This is a genomic window from Paenibacillus dendritiformis (assembly GCF_945605565.1).
Classification (GTDB): Bacteria; Bacillota; Bacilli; order Paenibacillales; family Paenibacillaceae; genus Paenibacillus_B; species Paenibacillus_B dendritiformis_A.
In genome coordinates this window covers 6,060,498-6,076,866 of sequence record NZ_OX216966.1, presented here as the reverse complement: position 1 = coordinate 6,076,866, position 16,369 = coordinate 6,060,498, and the positions used below count along the sequence as shown (strand labels likewise).

16 protein-coding genes are annotated in these 16,369 nt (G+C 55.5%); 7 read left to right on the top strand and 9 right to left on the bottom strand.

Annotated features, from left to right (window positions below; genetic code table 11):
• Window positions 1-101 precede the first annotated feature (101 nt).
• From NNL35_RS27335 to NNL35_RS27320, 4 genes are all read right to left on the bottom strand, one after another.
• The gene (locus NNL35_RS27335) at window positions 102-512 is read right to left on the bottom strand and encodes a YjdF family protein (RefSeq protein ID WP_006676538.1); all 411 of its coding nucleotides are present in this window, start codon (window positions 510-512) and stop codon (window positions 102-104) included.
• A gap of 195 nt (window positions 513-707) precedes the next feature.
• On the bottom strand, window positions 708-1,670 hold the full coding sequence (locus NNL35_RS27330; protein WP_006676539.1) for a hypothetical protein: 963 nt from the start codon (window positions 1,668-1,670) through the stop codon (window positions 708-710).
• A gap of 466 nt (window positions 1,671-2,136) precedes the next feature.
• Window positions 2,137-3,054, bottom strand: a complete 918-nt coding sequence (locus tag NNL35_RS27325; protein WP_006676540.1) for a transposase — start codon at window positions 3,052-3,054, stop codon at window positions 2,137-2,139.
• A 557-nt stretch (window positions 3,055-3,611) separates the two neighbouring features.
• Window positions 3,612-4,190: an LOG family protein gene (locus tag NNL35_RS27320; protein ID WP_006676541.1), complete on the bottom strand. Its 579-nt coding sequence runs from the start codon at window positions 4,188-4,190 to the stop codon at window positions 3,612-3,614.
• A gap of 79 nt (window positions 4,191-4,269) precedes the next feature.
• On the opposite strand from NNL35_RS27320, the gene NNL35_RS27315 reads away from it, so the two are divergent.
• Window positions 4,270-4,602, top strand: a complete 333-nt coding sequence (locus NNL35_RS27315; RefSeq protein WP_006676542.1) for a MazG nucleotide pyrophosphohydrolase domain-containing protein — start codon at window positions 4,270-4,272, stop codon at window positions 4,600-4,602.
• A gap of 190 nt (window positions 4,603-4,792) precedes the next feature.
• Here NNL35_RS27315 and NNL35_RS27310 read toward each other — a convergent pair whose 3' ends face one another.
• Window positions 4,793-5,155 carry a VOC family protein gene (locus tag NNL35_RS27310; RefSeq protein WP_006676543.1) on the bottom strand — a complete coding sequence of 121 codons (363 nt, stop codon included), beginning with the start codon at window positions 5,153-5,155 and terminating at the stop codon, window positions 4,793-4,795.
• Window positions 5,156-5,393: 238 nt separating this feature from the next.
• Between NNL35_RS27310 and NNL35_RS27305 the strand changes: the two genes are divergently transcribed.
• The gene (locus NNL35_RS27305) at window positions 5,394-5,786 is read left to right on the top strand and encodes a rhodanese-like domain-containing protein (RefSeq protein ID WP_006676544.1); all 393 of its coding nucleotides are present in this window, start codon (window positions 5,394-5,396) and stop codon (window positions 5,784-5,786) included.
• 103 nt (window positions 5,787-5,889) lie between these two features.
• Here NNL35_RS27305 and map read toward each other — a convergent pair whose 3' ends face one another.
• Entirely contained in the window at window positions 5,890-6,639 is a 750-nt protein-coding gene (gene map / locus NNL35_RS27300) for a type I methionyl aminopeptidase (protein WP_006676545.1), read from the bottom strand.
• Window positions 6,640-6,912: 273 nt separating this feature from the next.
• Window positions 6,913-7,848: a helix-turn-helix transcriptional regulator gene (locus NNL35_RS27295; protein ID WP_006676546.1), complete on the bottom strand. Its 936-nt coding sequence runs from the start codon at window positions 7,846-7,848 to the stop codon at window positions 6,913-6,915.
• Window positions 7,849-8,060: 212 nt separating this feature from the next.
• Here NNL35_RS27295 and NNL35_RS27290 point away from each other — a divergent pair, with 212 nt between their 5' ends.
• From NNL35_RS27290 to NNL35_RS27270, 5 genes are all read left to right on the top strand, one after another.
• On the top strand, window positions 8,061-9,452 hold the full coding sequence (locus NNL35_RS27290; RefSeq protein ID WP_006676547.1) for an extracellular solute-binding protein: 1,392 nt from the start codon (window positions 8,061-8,063) through the stop codon (window positions 9,450-9,452).
• 320 nt (window positions 9,453-9,772) lie between these two features.
• Window positions 9,773-11,119 carry an ABC transporter substrate-binding protein gene (locus NNL35_RS27285; protein ID WP_254553921.1) on the top strand — a complete coding sequence of 449 codons (1,347 nt, stop codon included), beginning with the start codon at window positions 9,773-9,775 and terminating at the stop codon, window positions 11,117-11,119.
• Window positions 11,120-11,240: 121 nt separating this feature from the next.
• Window positions 11,241-12,173 carry a carbohydrate ABC transporter permease gene (locus NNL35_RS27280; protein ID WP_006676549.1) on the top strand — a complete coding sequence of 311 codons (933 nt, stop codon included), beginning with the start codon at window positions 11,241-11,243 and terminating at the stop codon, window positions 12,171-12,173.
• A 43-nt stretch (window positions 12,174-12,216) separates the two neighbouring features.
• On the top strand, window positions 12,217-13,038 hold the full coding sequence (locus tag NNL35_RS27275) for a carbohydrate ABC transporter permease (RefSeq protein WP_006676550.1): 822 nt from the start codon (window positions 12,217-12,219) through the stop codon (window positions 13,036-13,038).
• 24 nt (window positions 13,039-13,062) lie between these two features.
• Window positions 13,063-14,076 (top strand): zinc-dependent alcohol dehydrogenase, encoded by a 1,014-nt coding sequence (locus NNL35_RS27270; RefSeq protein WP_006676551.1) that lies wholly within the window; start codon window positions 13,063-13,065, stop codon window positions 14,074-14,076.
• Between the two features lie 306 nt (window positions 14,077-14,382).
• On the opposite strand, the gene NNL35_RS27265 is transcribed toward NNL35_RS27270, so the two are convergent.
• Together NNL35_RS27265 and NNL35_RS27260 are read right to left on the bottom strand one after the other, a co-directional pair.
• Window positions 14,383-14,820: an NUDIX hydrolase gene (locus tag NNL35_RS27265; RefSeq protein WP_006676552.1), complete on the bottom strand. Its 438-nt coding sequence runs from the start codon at window positions 14,818-14,820 to the stop codon at window positions 14,383-14,385.
• Window positions 14,821-14,935: 115 nt separating this feature from the next.
• The gene (locus NNL35_RS27260) at window positions 14,936-15,544 is read right to left on the bottom strand and encodes a DUF2087 domain-containing protein (RefSeq protein WP_006676553.1); all 609 of its coding nucleotides are present in this window, start codon (window positions 15,542-15,544) and stop codon (window positions 14,936-14,938) included.
• Window positions 15,545-16,369: the final 825 nt, after the last annotated feature.

Sequence of the window (16,369 nt, the reverse complement as noted above, 5' to 3'; positions counted from 1 at the left end):
CGACAGTCAGGGAAGGATACTGTACTATTGTATCGGATATCGAAAATAGAGAGAAGCCCCGCTACGCTCGCGCGTTCGGGGCTTCCAAGATTGCAGGGAGGCTATCTGCCTCTATGTTTATCTTTTCTCTTTTGGATGCGAATGCTCCGTTTTTTCTCCTTGAGAGCCTCGCGCTGTTCGCGGGAGCGTATCGTCCGTTCCTTCTTCCTCGACTCGAGCTCCAGCCTCAGCGCTTCCTGAGATTGCGACGATATTCCGTGCCGCTGCATCTCTCTGGCGACGATTCTGGCAAGCCGCTTCGGATTGACAGCACGCTTGCAGGCGGTCTCCGTTCCAACGCCGCATTGAATCTGCTCCATTAGCGGATTCATCCGGGTAATCACGAATTCCATCACCTCGGCATCCTTCGGCTCGGCGCCAAACACATGACGGCAGGCCTTCACTTGATTGCCGAAATGCTCCTCAACTACGCCCACCCAGAACGGGGCCTCAAAATAAACGGTTAATTTCACATTCCATTCCCCCTCAATTGACTTCGAGTGAGGGACATCCCGAGGGGGGAAGGTTACTGACATCCGCATCAGCGATATTCATTGCGGAAGCGAATGCGCCCGGACTACCAACCGGACCGTGTTTTTACACTCGATTCTATTATAACGCTTTGGCCAGGATCGCCATAGCACAACATCGTGATGAACAGATGCCGCTTACTTCAGCTTGCCTTTCGATCTCAGATAATCTTCCACGAGGTTCTCGCCATGAAAGGCTTGAACCATCATCCAATCGGTATACAGCTTGCCGAATTTGGAGCTGAACCAGTCCGAAGTGTACTCATTGCTTAGTGTGAACAAGTGGTAGATTTCACCAACGGTGTTGGTATGCTTATATCCATTATCATCCACCCACTGCACTTTGCGCTTCAAATCGACCTTGCGGATATCTTTGAATTCCATTTGCAACATGGAGCCATCTTGTTTGTAATAAACGGCTATGCTTTTCTCATTAGGATGGCCCTTCAGCAAGCGCCAACCCTTCATATCTCCGCTTGCGGCCACATCATACATTTTTGACTTTTTGTTCTGTGCCGTCTTGCTTTTGGCGGAATCTTTCTTCGGAGGGTTCAAAATGGAGTCCGGAATCGACCCGACATAGGTTGTATTCGTGGCTTTATCATATTTCATTTTGAGCCCTAAAATATCGGCAACTGCCTGGAACGAAACATATAAATTCCCTCCGATCGAGAGGGTATCGTCTTCAATCGGGATGGCGTGAATGCTTACCTTGTATTCATTCACTATGCCAGTTACGCTGCGATCGCCAGCGACCTCTCCCAACTCGCCGGTCTTCTTTGCCTCTTTGCCGAGCGAATCCCATGCTTCAATAACCTCGTCAGAGATTGCCCCGGCCGGAAGCATGCCAAGATAGAAGGAAGTACTGTCTTCATCGTACAAATAATCGAGTTGGAACAGATTAGCCATCCCTTCGACGGTAGCGTAGACCTTGTACTTATACAGCAAGACGTTGCTTTGCACAAGTTTGCCGTTCACTTTGACGCGTGCTTCATTGAAATTGACATTCAGTTTTACATTTTCCGCCGCGAACGCGGATACCGGTGCCAGCAGAAGCGTGGCGGCCAGAAGCCCGCTGATCACTTTTCTCATTGCTTTCATTGTTCTGGATACCATCCTTTCGATATTCTTGTTTTTCGTACCGTGGCAATTACTAGAATGACTACCGAATAATCATATGTGAAAATAGCAGAATTGACCAGTATACGATTGGATGATTGTGGTATCCAATTCCAGTGAAAATTTGTGCACGGAGGCCACTCTCAGGGATGAGGGCCAGGATAAGAGGCCAGGATTGGATCGTGGAACTAGGCTGATAAGCCACGATAAGTGAATCTGGAGGATGAACCAAGTTATGGGCCACGATAAATGAATCTGGATGGTGAGCTGGGGTGCTAGGGCAAGATAATTGAATTCTGGATGATGAACTAAGTTGATAGGCAGGGATGATCCAGGGGGTTCTACGTCCTTATTAGCACTCTCCCATGGGCTCAGATTTAACAACCCAATAAAGCTAGCTGGCACTATGTGTGCAAGCCGGATAGAAATAGACGGACAATAAAAAGAATTAAGCAGCAAGTGATATCGAGTGAAATGCGTTAGCTCTTGTATGTAGTCCAGTGCCATGGAATGAACGGGGCCCAACGGATGTGCATAACGAAAGCAACCGTGACCACGGACTTACGGACTTATCCAAATTTTCATGGAAAATAAACTCATCTACATAGCGCTGCAAGTACTTGGACCCGATTCCGTGAAACGTATCGTTCAGCCAACGGCATGCTTGTCGGAATGTCTGATATAAAGGGCTATTTCTGCGTACTCGAAAAAACTGATCGATAATGGAGACGCGAGCAGCAGAGCATGGCTCGACGTGATCGTTAATAAACTGTTCGCTACCGGAGCGGTACAGGCGTTTTTCGATAACATGCTGTCGGTCAACCAGCGTCATCTTGAGCTGAGGAAGCTCCCCTTCCGGCTCGATGGATTCAGCAACAATGAGAGCGCATTCCCCTGGATGGAGTTCGACAGATGGACGGTAGGCTCTGCCATAGAAAACGACAATGCCATGAACCTCGCCGGAAAGCCGCTTCTTAGCGTGGGCATGGCTGACTGCAGCCCGTATCTTATGAAGCATCGACCAGGCGGTCTTATATGTAACCTGTATGAGGGAGCGAAGGCGAACGGCATTGATTCCTTCCTGAGCACGGGAAAATAGCCAGAAGGCCGCCATCCACTTGCGCAGAGGCGTGCGGCTGCCTTCCATAACGGTGCCGACGGTGGGCGTGGTCTGATGGCGACAAGCGCGGCATTGATAGATAGGAAGCCGGCGAGTCTTCGTCATATAAGCGCTATGATGATTGCATCGCGGGCAAGAGAAGCCGTGCGGCCATTTCCATTGAACAAGGTAATCAGCGCATGCCGATTCCGTCGGGAAGCGGCGGTATAATTCCTCAAGGGTAGTTATGTTCTCCAGACTATCCACCACCATCGTCAACCTCCTTCAAAAAGAACGTTTGTTCTGTTTTAATTATATCGAACATTAGTTCTTATATCAAGATGAAAATGGAATATTACGGATTGGAAATAGGGATTTTTTTGGGGTAACATTTCAGGGAGCGATTCTGATGGGAAGGGATAGTACTGCAAAGGAGTACTCAAAACATATTCGGCCAGGATTCTGATTCGATGGGAGAGTGCTGTTAAGGAACGGAAGACACCATGCTTGGCCAGGGAATTGGAAAACAGAGGTCCCCTCACAAGAAAGGCAACAGGAGAAGCGATCGTTTGTTCTTATCGAAAAAATAAGATAAAGTATTAGATAGTATGCGCGCAGAAGGAATGGGAAGGGTGCAGGGCAGGAGCAATGTTAACGAGCGGTGGATGGAGTCGGGAGTGTTATTCGGCTTGGATGAGATACGACGCTATGCCGGCAGTTGAGACGGTTGGGAAGCCTATGCTATGTTCTATCTGTGGAGAGCCTGGAAGGCCACGCGGAAATCTCCACAGATGAACTTGCATAGTTACAATAGCGGACGCAGTTTAGTCAAGCTGATTCCATTTGTTGCCGAACTCCGGCGTTTTATAGCTTTCCAGCATGCTTAGCAGCTCACGCGGATCGGTCGAGGAGAGCAGTAGCTGTTCGTGCTCGGCTCTGGCAAATCCGGCCTGGATGGAGTGGCGAATCATCTCGATCATCGGCGTAAAGTAGCCTTGAATGTTGAGCACGCCGATCGGCTTTTTGTGGATGCCGAGCTGAGCCCAGCTTAGCGCTTCGAACAGTTCTTCGAATGTCCCGAGCCCGCCTGGGAGGGAGATAAATGCATCGGACAGGCGGTGCATGGTCGCCTTGCGCTCATGCATGTCCGCTACTTCGATGAATTCGGTCAAGCCGCTGTGCATCAACTCTCCGCGGAACAGGCCGCGCGGCATGACGCCGGTCACTCTGCCGCCGAGACGGAGCATCTCGTTGGCGACTTCGCCCATCAGCCCTACAGTTGAACCGCCATAGACCAGTTCGAATTGTTGTTCGGCCAATGCTTGGCCAAGTTCTTTCGCCAAGGCGGCGAAGTCGGGGTGGTTGCCCAGGTTGGAGCCGGCAAATACACATATTTTTTTCATAAGTATGGCATCTCCTTCAATTCGATAGTACGCATTATCTAGTATAGACATCTTACATAAGGAAGGAAAGAGAACGGAAATGGATATGAATGCATTTCAGGAATGGGTAAGTGAATTTTACAAGTCGCGGGAATGGTCGCAATATAACTCTTTTATTCGAGTCGGCTTTTTGATGGAAGAAGTCGGGGAAGTGGCCAGAGTAGTGCGGGCTCTGGAAATCGGCCGGGATCGTCCGGATGAGACGCAATTATCCTCGGCGGAGCTCAGACAGGAGCTGGTTGAGGAGTTGGGCGATGTGTTGGCCAATCTGCTGATTCTGTCGGAGAAATACGGAATCGGTCTATCCGAGATTGCCGAGGGGCATATGAACAAGCTATCGGAACGATTCGGCACGGCGACGCCGAACAAATAGATACAGGGGACTGTTGTAGAAAACCTGCCCATGGTTGAGACGAGCGGAGGATGGCGGGAATAACTTGGCCGGCGAGAGCGTTTGCCCATGCCCCATGGCCCGCACAGCGGGGGAAGGGGGATGTGGCTTGGCCGACTAGGAAGGCCGCTTCACCGCCGGGGAGAAGCGGCCCCTTCCTAGCAGGAAGCTGTCAGCCTTTCAGCAAAAATTGGTTGCCGTCCGGGTCGGAGAAGCTGGCGTAGGTTCCCCATTGCATCTCATTGGGTTCGCCATTGAATTCAACTCCGTTGGCCTTCATCGTTGCGTATGTAGACATGATGTCGTCACATTCGAATACGATGGAGGCTTTTTGTTCTTCCCAGCCCTTCATCATCGATTTCGGATAGAGGACGAGGCGGCTCCCGCCACCTGCCGGAGCGACTTCCAGCCACAACGCGTTGGGACCCATAGGATGCTCCGCCGTCACCGTAAAGCCGACCTGTTCAGTCCAGAAGCGCTTGGCTTGCTCCTGATCTTCGGCATAGACCGCGACGGTCGCGATTTGCTTGATCATGAAAATGCCTCCTTTTCTCCTTAATATGCGCCAGGCGCCAGAAAATATTGAATTCAATTGCAGATTGGCAAGCAACTGCATTAACTGGGGAGGTGTCGATGGCGGACATGTCGGGTGCATTTACAATGCGGCCGGATTTGTGTATAATACATACCCGCAAGGGTATTAATGTTGGATATAGATATTTTTTTTGCCCTATTTTATACAGTAGGGGGTATATATTAGGGGGGAGAAGCCGATGTGGATTCTCGTCATGTTGTTGACTTTGGGGCTTCTGTATGCCGCGTGGACGCACCGGCCCGTGCGAGATCTTCGGTATCTGCAGTCGCATGAGCTCCAGGCGCTTCGCGAGGGGGGCTCCCCGGTGAAGCAGGTGGATGTGCGCGAGCCTGCCGACTATTATTGCCGCCATATGGAGGAGACGGTGTCGATGTATGTCGGCCGCTTGCCTTATGTGTGGAGCCAGGTGCTGAGCCCTGGGGATACGGTCGTGCTGATCGGGGCGCGGAAGCGGCATATTCGCAAGGCGGCACGTCTGCTGAAGCGCCGCGGCTTCGGCCGAGTCTACGGGTATATGTACCCGTGCGAGGCGTTCGCGCAGCGCGTGCATCCTTGCTGCGGCTGCGCGTAAGCAGCGCCGCGGCCGATGCAGGCGGCGACGGAGCCTCCCGGCAGGCTCGGCTGCATAAACGAGCTGGCCTGCCGGATAATAGAAAGACAGAGCAGCGGATGTCTTAGCGCTGCTCTGTCAGTATGACCGGGCCATGCTTCGTGATGGCCACGGTGTGCTCGTATTGGGCCGACAAGCGGCCGTCCCACGTGCGGGCGGTCCAGCCGTCATCGTCGATCCACATCTCATGCGTGCCTTCGTTGAGCATGGGCTCGATCGTGATGACCATGCCTTCCTGCAGGCGGAAGCCCCGCCCGGGCTTGCCGACATGGGCGAACTTCGGCTCCTCGTGCAGGGCGCGGCCGACCCCGTGCCCGAGCAGATCGCGGACGACGGAGTAGCCGTTCGCCTCGGCATGGCTCTGGATAGCGTGGGTGACATCGCCAATCCGGTTGCCCGGGACCGCCTGCTGAATGCCGAGATCGAGGCATTCCTTCGTGACCCGCATCAGCCGGCGCGCGGCGGCTGATATGTCGCCGACCGCATAGCACCATGCGGAATCTCCCACCCACCCATCGTATACCGCGACGACGTCGATTTTGACGATATCGCCCTGCCGCAGCGGCTCCGGACTGGGAAATCCGTGGGCGATGACATCGTTCACCGAGGCGCAGGTCGCATACGGAAATCCTTTGTAGCCCTTCGTATATTGCTGCCCGCCCTGCTCTTCAATGTAACGCTCTACGAAATCGTTCAGCTCCAGCGTGCTGACACCCGGCCGGATGCGCTTCGCCAGCTCGCGGTGGCAGGCCGCGACGAGCTGCCCCGCCCCTCTCATCTGCTCAATCTCCGCTGCCGTCTTCAGCTTCACCATCGCGTTTTCTCTCCTTCATCAGAGACTGTTCATTGGTATCCTTGGTCCTTTAGATCTTGCTTCAACAGAATCCTGTATCACCGAAATCCTGTTTCTCCGGAATCCTGCTTTTTATGGGAAAGCGGTCAGATCTAACCGGTCTGATCGGGAACTGCCGCAGCCGCTCGCGGAGCGGTTGAGACGCCCCGCCAGCATGCCGGACAATCACCCGATTAGGGTCCTTTGCAGTAAATATATGCCTGAAGTGCGCGATGGTGATTGCGGACGGAGCGATTAGCGGTAGTTCGCCGCGATGCCAGCGGCCAGATCGCGAATGCGGTGGCGGACCGATTCCGGCTCCAGCACCTCGGCTTCGGGGCCGAAGCTGAGAATAAAGCCGTACAGCCAAGCATTGTCGGGCAAGGAGACATTGGCGATCAAATGCCCCGTCTCATCGTCCTGCAGCGATTCTGCCCCGAACCACTCCTCAGCGGCATGCCGGATGCCGGGGCCGAAGCGAAGCGTGAGGGAGACGGTGCGCTCTGGCGCATGCCATTCCTTGTCCCATGGACGTTCTTCCAGGGAGATGTCTTCCCGCTCGAAGCGGCTGTCGAGCGGCTTCAGCCGCTTCATGCGGACGAGCTTGAAGAAGCGGAACCCGAGCTTGCCGGTGCAATAAGCGTATAAATACCAGGCATGACCCTTCAACACGAGGGTGTAGGGATGCACGTTCCGTTCCGTTGCCTCTCCTTCGGCGTTGCGATAGGAGAAGCGGACGGCCTGCCGCTCTTCAATTGCTTTTTTCAGCGTCAAAATCATCGCTTCCAGCTTGTCATGGTTCCCCCAGGGGGATAAATCAACGACAAATTGCTTCGTCCGGAACTGGAAGTCTTCCGCTTGCGAGGCGGGAATAATGCTGCTGATCTTCTCCACCAGCATGGCGTGCCCTTCATCCGGATAGGAGGAGGACACGCTCTGGAGCGCGGTCACGATCGCGGCCAGTTCCTCGTTCGTCAGCAGGTTCCGGTCCAGTCGGTAGCCTTCGGCGAGCCCGATGCCGCCGTTCGCTCCCTGGTAGGTCACGATCGGAATGCCGGCCTGGTTAATCGCGTCGATATCGCGGTAAATGGTGCGAATCGAGACCTCAAAGCGCTCGGCCAAGTCTTTGGCCTGCACGATCGGGCGATTCAGAAGCAGAATGATGATATTGAGCAGGCGATCGATTTTCACAATTGGCATCCTCCACAGCATTGATTATCATACGGCGGCATCCCCCTTCGGGAAGCTGCTCTTTCCTCTATTGTAGTGGATGGGGGTGCGAGGGGAAAGAGGGGGCAAGGAAGGGAGGCCTTTCATTGACTTTTCGACTTCTGGCCGATATCATGAAGGAATATACTAGATATATACTAGAATTCGAACGATAGATTGAAGGAGAGTACAGGATGACGAGCAGACCAAGCCGCACTACGTTTAGACAGCGATTGGACGAAATGGTTACCGTGCTGCGGGACGATATTATTACGGGCCGCCGGGACGTCGGCGATTATTTGCCCTCGGAGGTGGCGCTGGCGGAGCAATTCCAATTGAGCAAAAACTCGGTCCGTAAAGGCTTGGAGCGGCTCGTCGAGGAGAAGCTGATCGAGAAGGTACCCCGGGTCGGGAACCGGATCGCGGATCCGGGGGCGTCCGGCACAGTGCTGCTGCGGTTCGGATATTACCGATCTGTCATCCAGGAGGCGGCGCTGGATCAGCTCATCGAGGGGTTCCAGCAAGCTCATCCGCATATCCGGGTAGAGCTCGTTCCCCTTCCGTACGAAAATTACCCCGATGCAGTCTCCGGTTATATCGGGCATGACATGCTTGATGTGGCGACGGTGAATTACAACGATTTCCGCTGGCTTGCGGATGAGGGGCATCATGAGCTGCTGGAGCCGCTGGCTCCCCGCCCGGAGCTGTATCCGTTCATCGCGGACTGCTTCCGGCATGAAGGGCGGCTGTTGGGCTTGCCGCTTATCTTCTCGCCGGTCATGCTCTGCTACAACCGGGAGCATTTCCTGGCGCATGATCTGCCCGAGCCGGACAGCAGCTGGCGGTGGCCCGAGCTGATGGCTGCGGCGGAGCGGCTCGGCCGGGAGCCGGGCACGTTCGGCTTCTATTTCCATATGCTCTCGAACAACCGCTGGCCGGTGTTCCTGCTGCAGAGCGGCGGGCGATTCGAGCCCGACGAAGCGGGAAATGTCCCCGTCTGCGGAACGAAGCTGATGGAGGGCCTCCGGCTGACCCGCGAGCTGATTGACAGGCAGAGCGCGTATCCGGCCTATCTGTCGGAGAATGATATGGATGCGGAGCGGCTGTTCCTGCAGGGCAAGCTGTCGGTCATTATCGCGACCTACTTCAGCCTGAATCACCTGAAGGATGCGCCGTTCGCATTCGATGTGGCGCCGCTGCCTTACTTGAACGAGGCCAAGTCGCTGCTGCTCGCCATCGGCCTGATAGTGAACCGGACGTCGGCGGCGAAGGAAGCGGCGCTTGAACTGGTCGATTATTTGCTCTCATACGAAGCCCAGCTTCACATCCGGCAGCATACGTTCAGCATCCCGGCGCACAAGAAGGCGGCGGAATGGAACGGGAAGGAAATGTTCCCCCGGCCGAGCCGCTTCTCGATGTACCGCGAGATTATTCCGTCCCTCCGCTTCTTTACGGAACTGGGGCTGCGTTCCGCGGACCTGCAGCACGTATGCAATGCGTTGAAGCTGTATTGGTCGCGTCTCGAGGACGAACAATCAATGTGCAGCAGGCTGGAAGGCCTGCTGTCCGATAGGGCCGCCCGTTAAGGGCGGTTTTTTGGTCGTGGCGTGCAAGAGTTCGACCGGGGCATGGCCGCGACGTTCCGTTCTGTCTTTAATTCGTCTCTTTTAAAACAGGATTGACAGCGCTTTCTTTCAGGTCTATGATTGTTTACATACCAGATATGAACTACAACTTGTCTGGGTCATTGCATTCCATGCATGATGATCGGGAGAAATTCGCACTTCATAAAAATATCAAAGGGAAGGGAGGCGGGGACTGCCTAATCATTTTCATTTGAAGTTATAAGAAATTGATGCCGGGACGGAAGCGAAGGGGATTGGTCTACATCTAGATTATAAAAGTTATGAATAGAAGGGATGGTCTGATCAAGATGAGGAAACGTTCCAGTCTGTTGATGCTGGCATTTGTGCTGGCGCTGTCCATGCTGTTGACGGCTTGCGGCTCGGGAGGAGCGGGAGGCTCCGAGTCCCCGGGGAAGGAAGCGGCCAATCCGGGCGCTGACCAGCCGGAGGGGCAGCAGGAGCAAGCGCTGTCCGGCACGATCACGGTATGGGTGCATCCTTATGTGTCGGAGGAGAAAAAGAACGACATGAAAGCGGTCTTCGACGGCATTATCTCGGAGTATAACAGCAAATACCCGGATGTGAAGGTGAAGCTGGAGGAAATCCCGTGGAAGAACCGGGAGCAAAAAATATTGACGGCGTTGGCGGCAGGGAACGGGCCGGATGTGTTCTATCAGCTTCCCGACCAGATCCCGCAGTTCGCCAACAAGGATGTCCTTGAGCCGCTAAGCCCTTATATGGAAGACAATCAGATGGATGATTTCACACCGGGCGCGCTGGCGGCGGGCACGTATCAGGATACGCTGTACGCGCTGCCGATTCTGCAGGAATCGCAGCTCATGTTCTACAATGCGGACATCATCAAGGAGATTGGCGAGGACGCTTCGGCGCTGCCGCAGACCTGGGATGAGTTCAGTGTGTGGGCCGAAAAGGCCGTGGCCAAGGGCTATTACGCCCGCGACTTCAACGGCGGCGCCGCATGCTGCAACGCAACGCTGTATCCGATTCTGTGGCAGCAAGGCGGCGACGTCATCAACGGAAACGGCGAGATCGTCATCAACAATGAAGCAGGCGTCCGCACGTTCCAGATGATTAAAGATATGTACGACAAGGGTTGGATTCCGAAGGATTCCATTTCGAACCAGGATCAATCTGCGGAATTCCTCTCCGGCAAAATGTTGGCGGTCTGGGGCTCGGGCTTGACCCAAACCGTGCTGAAGGAAGAGAAGTTCAATTATGCGGCAGGCCCGCCGCTCAAAGGCGCGGAGCAAGCCAGCTTCGGGACGGTCGGCATGTTCGCCGTGCCGAAGAACAGCAAGAACAAGCAAGCAGCGGTGGAATTCATCAAAGTAATGACTAATACGGAAGCGCAGAAAAAGTTCAATAAGCTGGCCAATTATATCCCGACCCGGAAATCGGCTGCGTCCATCTATGAAGGGGATAAAGATATGGAAATCTTCCTGGAAGTAACGGCCTATACCCGTCCTGGCGTAATGAGCCCGGTAGCGCGCACCATTATGCCGAAGATTCAGGCCGAACTCGCCGCGATGCTGGAAGGCGGCAAATCGCCGCAGGAAGCGGCGGATGCGGCGGCGAAGGCGATTCAGGACGACATGAATAAAAGCTAACTCTTGGCGGCATGCGGCGGGAGAGCGCGGACCGGCTATTGCCGGCCGCCGCTCTGCCCGCTGCCTCGCGTGGCGCTGCCGGCTCATTAACAGGGATGGAAGGTGATAGCACGTGCTAACAGTGAAGCAGGGAGCCGCCGCTCGGGAATCTGCCGCACGGCGGCCGCCGGGAGAGGGGTTCCGGCAGGAGTTCCGGCGGAATGCCATCGTGTACGTATTTTTGATTCCGATACTGATCCATTTTCTTGTGTTCCAGGTGTTCCCGCTGGCCTTCAGTCTGGTGCTGACGTTCATGGATTGGCCCATTATCGGCTCGCCGTCCTTCGTCGGGCTTGCGAACTGGAGTTATTTTTTCACGGACGAGATTGCCTGGAAGGCGATCTGGAATACGGTTCTCTTCTCGGTCTACTATATCGTTCCGACGATGGGAGTCGGGCTGCTGCTGGCGCTGCTCGTCAACTCGGGCGTGCGCGCGGCCGGCTTTTTCAAGGGCTTGTACTTCTTGCCCGTCGTCACTTCCTTCGTCATTATCTCGGGAATCTGGGCGTGGCTGTTCAAGGGAACCGAATATGGCATGATCAACTATGCGCTCAGCTGGTTCGGCATCGAGCCGCAGCTGTTCTTCTCGAATTCGTCGCAGGCGCTGCCGGTGCTGGCGGGGCTGAGTATTTTCAAAGTGGCGGGAAGCACGATGGTCTACTATTACGCCGGACTCAAATCGATTCCGAACCACTTGTACGAGGCGGCCAAGATCGATGGCGCAGGACGCTGGCGCACGTTCTGGAGCGTTACGTTCCCGCTGCTGCTGCCGATTCATTTTTACGTTGCCATCATTACGACGATCGGTTCTTTTCAAGTCTTCGATTCCGCGTTCCTCATTACGGGCGGGGGACCGAACTATGCAACGACGACTCTGGTGTATTACTTGTATGAGGAAGGCTTCACCGGACTTCGCCTCGGATATGCCAGCGTGCTTGCGTATATACTGTTTTTCATCATTTTCGCGATATCGCTCGTACAGCGCCGCGTGCTGGGCAAAGAGGTGCATTACTGATGCGCGCCCGCAGTGAACGCCGGCATCCGAAGGAGGGGCTCGCATGAATATTCGTTTGAAGCATAAGGCCGCCATTTATGTGCTTCTCGTCATTCTCGGCATCCTGTTCTTTTTTCCTTTTGCGATGATGATTCTCGGTTCGCTGCAAAAGGTGGAGAAGGCAACGGCCGATCCGTTGTTCTGGATTCCGACGAATCCGACGCTGTACAATTTCACGTACATTATCGGGCAGAGTTCGTTCCTGCATTGGATTAAGAACTCGCTTGTCATTACGCTCATTCCGGTGGCGACCCAGATTTTTTTCGGGGCGGTGCTCGGGTATATTTTCGCCAAGAAGCAGTTCCCCGGCAGGGAGATTGTGTTCTGGCTCATGATGGCTGTCGTCATGGTGCCTGGACAGCTGCTCATTATTCCAAAATATATCATGTTCAGTCAATTCGGCTGGATCAATACGTACGGAGCCATTATTGTTCCGGAGCTGTGGGCCATTATGGGGGTATTCCTCGTTAGGCAGTTCATGATGACGATCCCGAAAGATTTGGAGGAAGCGGCCTATATCGACGGCGCAGGGGACTTCACGATTTTCTTCCGCATTATGCTGCCGCTGGCGAAGCCGGCCATCGCGACGATCGGGACGTTCGCGTTCATCAGCTGCTGGAATGATCTGTTCACGCCGCTGATTTTCATGACATCGGAAGAGATGTACCCGATTACGGTCGGTCTGGCGTCCCTGCTGACGAAGGAAGGGAACTTCGGGATCGAAATGGCGGGAGCGGCGATCTCTTTTGTGCCGACTTTCCTTATTTTCGTCTTCTTCCAGCGGTATTTCACGGAAGGGATCGCCATGTCCGGTATCAAGTCTTAACATCAGAGAAAGAGGAGATTACCCATGAGAGCAGTCGTATCTACAGATGGCGTCGTCCACACCGTGGAAAAGGAGGCGCCGGTTCTCCAGCCTCATTTCGTGCTGGTGGATACCGTCTATTCGGCGATAAGTCCGGGAACCGAGATGTCGATGCAGAAAAATGTGCAGGGGCCGTTCGCCCTGGGCTACAGCGCCGCAGGCATCGTCAGGGAGGTCGGCGAGGGCGTCAGCCATCTCCGTCCGGGAGACCGGGTGGCCTGCTACGGGGCGCCGTTCGTCAAGCATGCTTCGCTGCTCGCCGTGCCGAAGCATCTCGCCGCGCCGCTGCCGCAGCAGGTGTCGCTGCGGGAAGCGTCTTTCGCGGGACTCGGCGCCATCGCGATTCACGCGCTGCGGCAGGCGCAGCTTCAATTCGGGGAGCGGGTCGTGGTGGTCGGCCTCGGCATCCTTGGGCAGATCATCGCGCAAGTGGCCCATGCGGCAGCCTATACCGTCATCGGCTATGACCTGCTGCCGGAGCGGTGCGCGATGCTGAGGCAAGCCGGCATCGAGGCGGTCGACGCCGACCCGCAGGAACTGGAAGCGGCGATTCGGAAGCTGACGAACGGGGAGGGCGCCGATGCGGTGCTGCTCTGCGCCGGCGGCAGCGCCACCGATCTGATCGACAAGTCGCTCGGCTGGCTGCGGGATCGGGGCAAGGTCGTCATCGTTGGCGACCTGAAAATGGAATTCGACCGCGAGCGCATGTTCACGAAGGAAGCGGAGGTGCTCATCTCGCGGGCAGGCGGCCCGGGACGCTATGCGCGCGATTATGAGGTGGGCGGATTCGATTATCCGCTCGGCTATGTGCGCTGGACAGAGGGCCGCAATGTGGCCGAATATGTCCGCCTGCTGGCAGCGGGGCGGATTCGCGTCGAGCCGCTTATCTCGGCGGAGCTGCCGATGGAGAAGGCGGACATCGCCTACGCGCGCTACAAGCAGTCGCCGAAGGATACGATTGGCGTCGTGCTGCGCTATGCCGATGCCAGCCGGCCATAGGAAGCGGCGCGAATGAGGCGGCCCGGTCCGGGATTGGATGCGATCCAGCCCCGGACCGGGCCATTGCGCGTTGGCAACGGTGCGCTGTTGCTCGGTTCTGCGTTTACTCTGTTCCGAGTTGGCTCCGTTGCGTTGTTGCTCTGTTGCGCGTTTGTTCTGTTTCGCGTCTCCACCGGTGTGCTGTTGCCACGGTTCCGCTATTGTTCGGTTCCGCGTTGTACCGGTGCACTGTTGCCCGTTTCCGCGTTTGCTTCGTTCCACTGTTGTTCCATTCTGCGTTCCCCCGTCCCCGGGTTGCGCTGTCCGTCACTGCTGCCGCGTTTGCCGCCTCACTTGGTCCGCCTGCTGCAGGTTCCTTTTCAGCCAGGGAGGGGAGAGCGGATGGCTTAGCACTTCCTCGGCAGTCATCCAGATGACGGCCCCCACCTCCTCCGGACTGGCGATGCGGGGCTCCCCGGGCTCTGCTTCGCACAGGAAGACAATGTCGACGACAGCCTCCCCGCGATCCGTGACGAAGGAGGAGCTGTTCACGTAGCGGGGCGTCCCGGTAAGGGCCAGCCCGACTTCCTCCATCACTTCGCGCGCGATGGTCTTCTCCAATATATCGGGCACGGCCCCCTCCCGCTCGGCCTTGCCGCCGACGAACGCGAACGTGCCGCCAGCATGCTCCTCCTGTTGGCTGCGTTCGATAATCAGCCACTTTCCGTCGCGATAAATCGCCGCTTCGACATTAACGATGAACATTTCCAGTCCCCTCCCCGTATTTTCCAGAATCGCGATCTATTGCTTACATGTTCTTGAAGGTTGTCAGCCAACGCCGGCTCCTGTCTCGTCTTTGCCCGAGGCGCACGGGCACGGTTTATTTGAGCTGTCTCCAGGAGGCCCACATTTCCGGCGGATTCAGCTCGTAGATGCTGTTCTCCCGGTACATGAAATGCTGCATGACGAATTCCCGGCGCAAGGTCGCGAAATCGTCGTGATAGGATCGGATGAACGCGTTGATTTCCGGTTCCGTGTATTTCCGTCCGCGCTCCAGGCGCGAGACAAGATGCTCGAGCACGATCAGCTTCTTCTTCAACTGGGCCGGGATTGTTTTCAAGCGGCCATCTGCCGTGAAGAAATTGTTGATAACGGACTGCTGGTATTTCTGTTGGGCTTCTTGGTCCTGCATAAGGCTGTCCTCCTTCTGCACGGCATGGCGATAGATGAAATCAAAGGTCGCCGTGGCATTTGTTTTCATAAAGTAATGGTTCAATGAAAAATAGATCGTATTTTTGTCCCGGCGCTCGTTAATGAGGGCGGCCTCCCTCAGCTTGGCGGCATGGTGGGTAATGGTGGCCGGGGTGACGCCGAGCCGTTCGGCCAGCCGCTGCCCGCTGTACTCCTCCTGGGCGATAAGGACGAGCATTTTGATGCGGGTCGGGTCGGAGAGCGCCTTATGATACGCCACGATTTTTTCCAATTGCATGGTATGTCTCACACCTCACATTTTGTGTGATTTAATATTCATCTAATAAAGTATTTGTTAAATTAGATAATAGTTAAATGAGGTTCCGTTGTCAAGAAGCATTGGCGAATGTCGGAAGGTTGGTTGTGGTTTTGCTCTGTGGCAGATGGAGGTCGAGGTTGGAATCAGTGGACAGTGGTGGTGAGGAAGGAGGAAGGGTGGAGTTGGCGAGAGGACAGAAGCGTGGTGAGGCGAGGAAGGGCGAGAGGACAGGAGCGGGTGAGGAGAGGGGGGGCGGAGTTGGCGAGAGGACAGGAGCGTGGTGGTAGCGATGAGGGGCGAAAGCTGCAAAAGTGCAGTATTTTTAGCTGTTTCGGTGATGAAAAGAAGAAATTCCTGTGCAGGTGCATCAATTTCGTGAAAAAACGGGGGGATCGTGGGGGCTTCAGGAAAAATGATGTAGTTTTTGCAGGATTGGCGTCGAGTGCGCCTGCCCCAAAAAACAATACTGTAATTTTGCAGGATTGGTGGCGCGGCGGGGGCCGGTGTAGGTCCGTATGCGGAACCAGCGTGGAGAAGGTGCTGCGCTTGAAGGAGGAGTTGGTCCGGCGGGGCGGCGGGATGGCCCTCGGCCAATGGATGGGAGCATGCCGCAGGCCGCGTGGTGACGGAAGGAGGATGGACCGGCTGCCAGTTCATGGAGCAATCGACCCATCTCGTCGATCCTGCTGCGGTAGGACGCAGGCGAGGTCGAGGAGGCGCAGGCGATGTTAGGCCTGCATATGCGGAGGAGTGGAGATGCGCATATGCAGCAGAGGTGAAGCGGGAGCGGCAGCCTAACGGAGA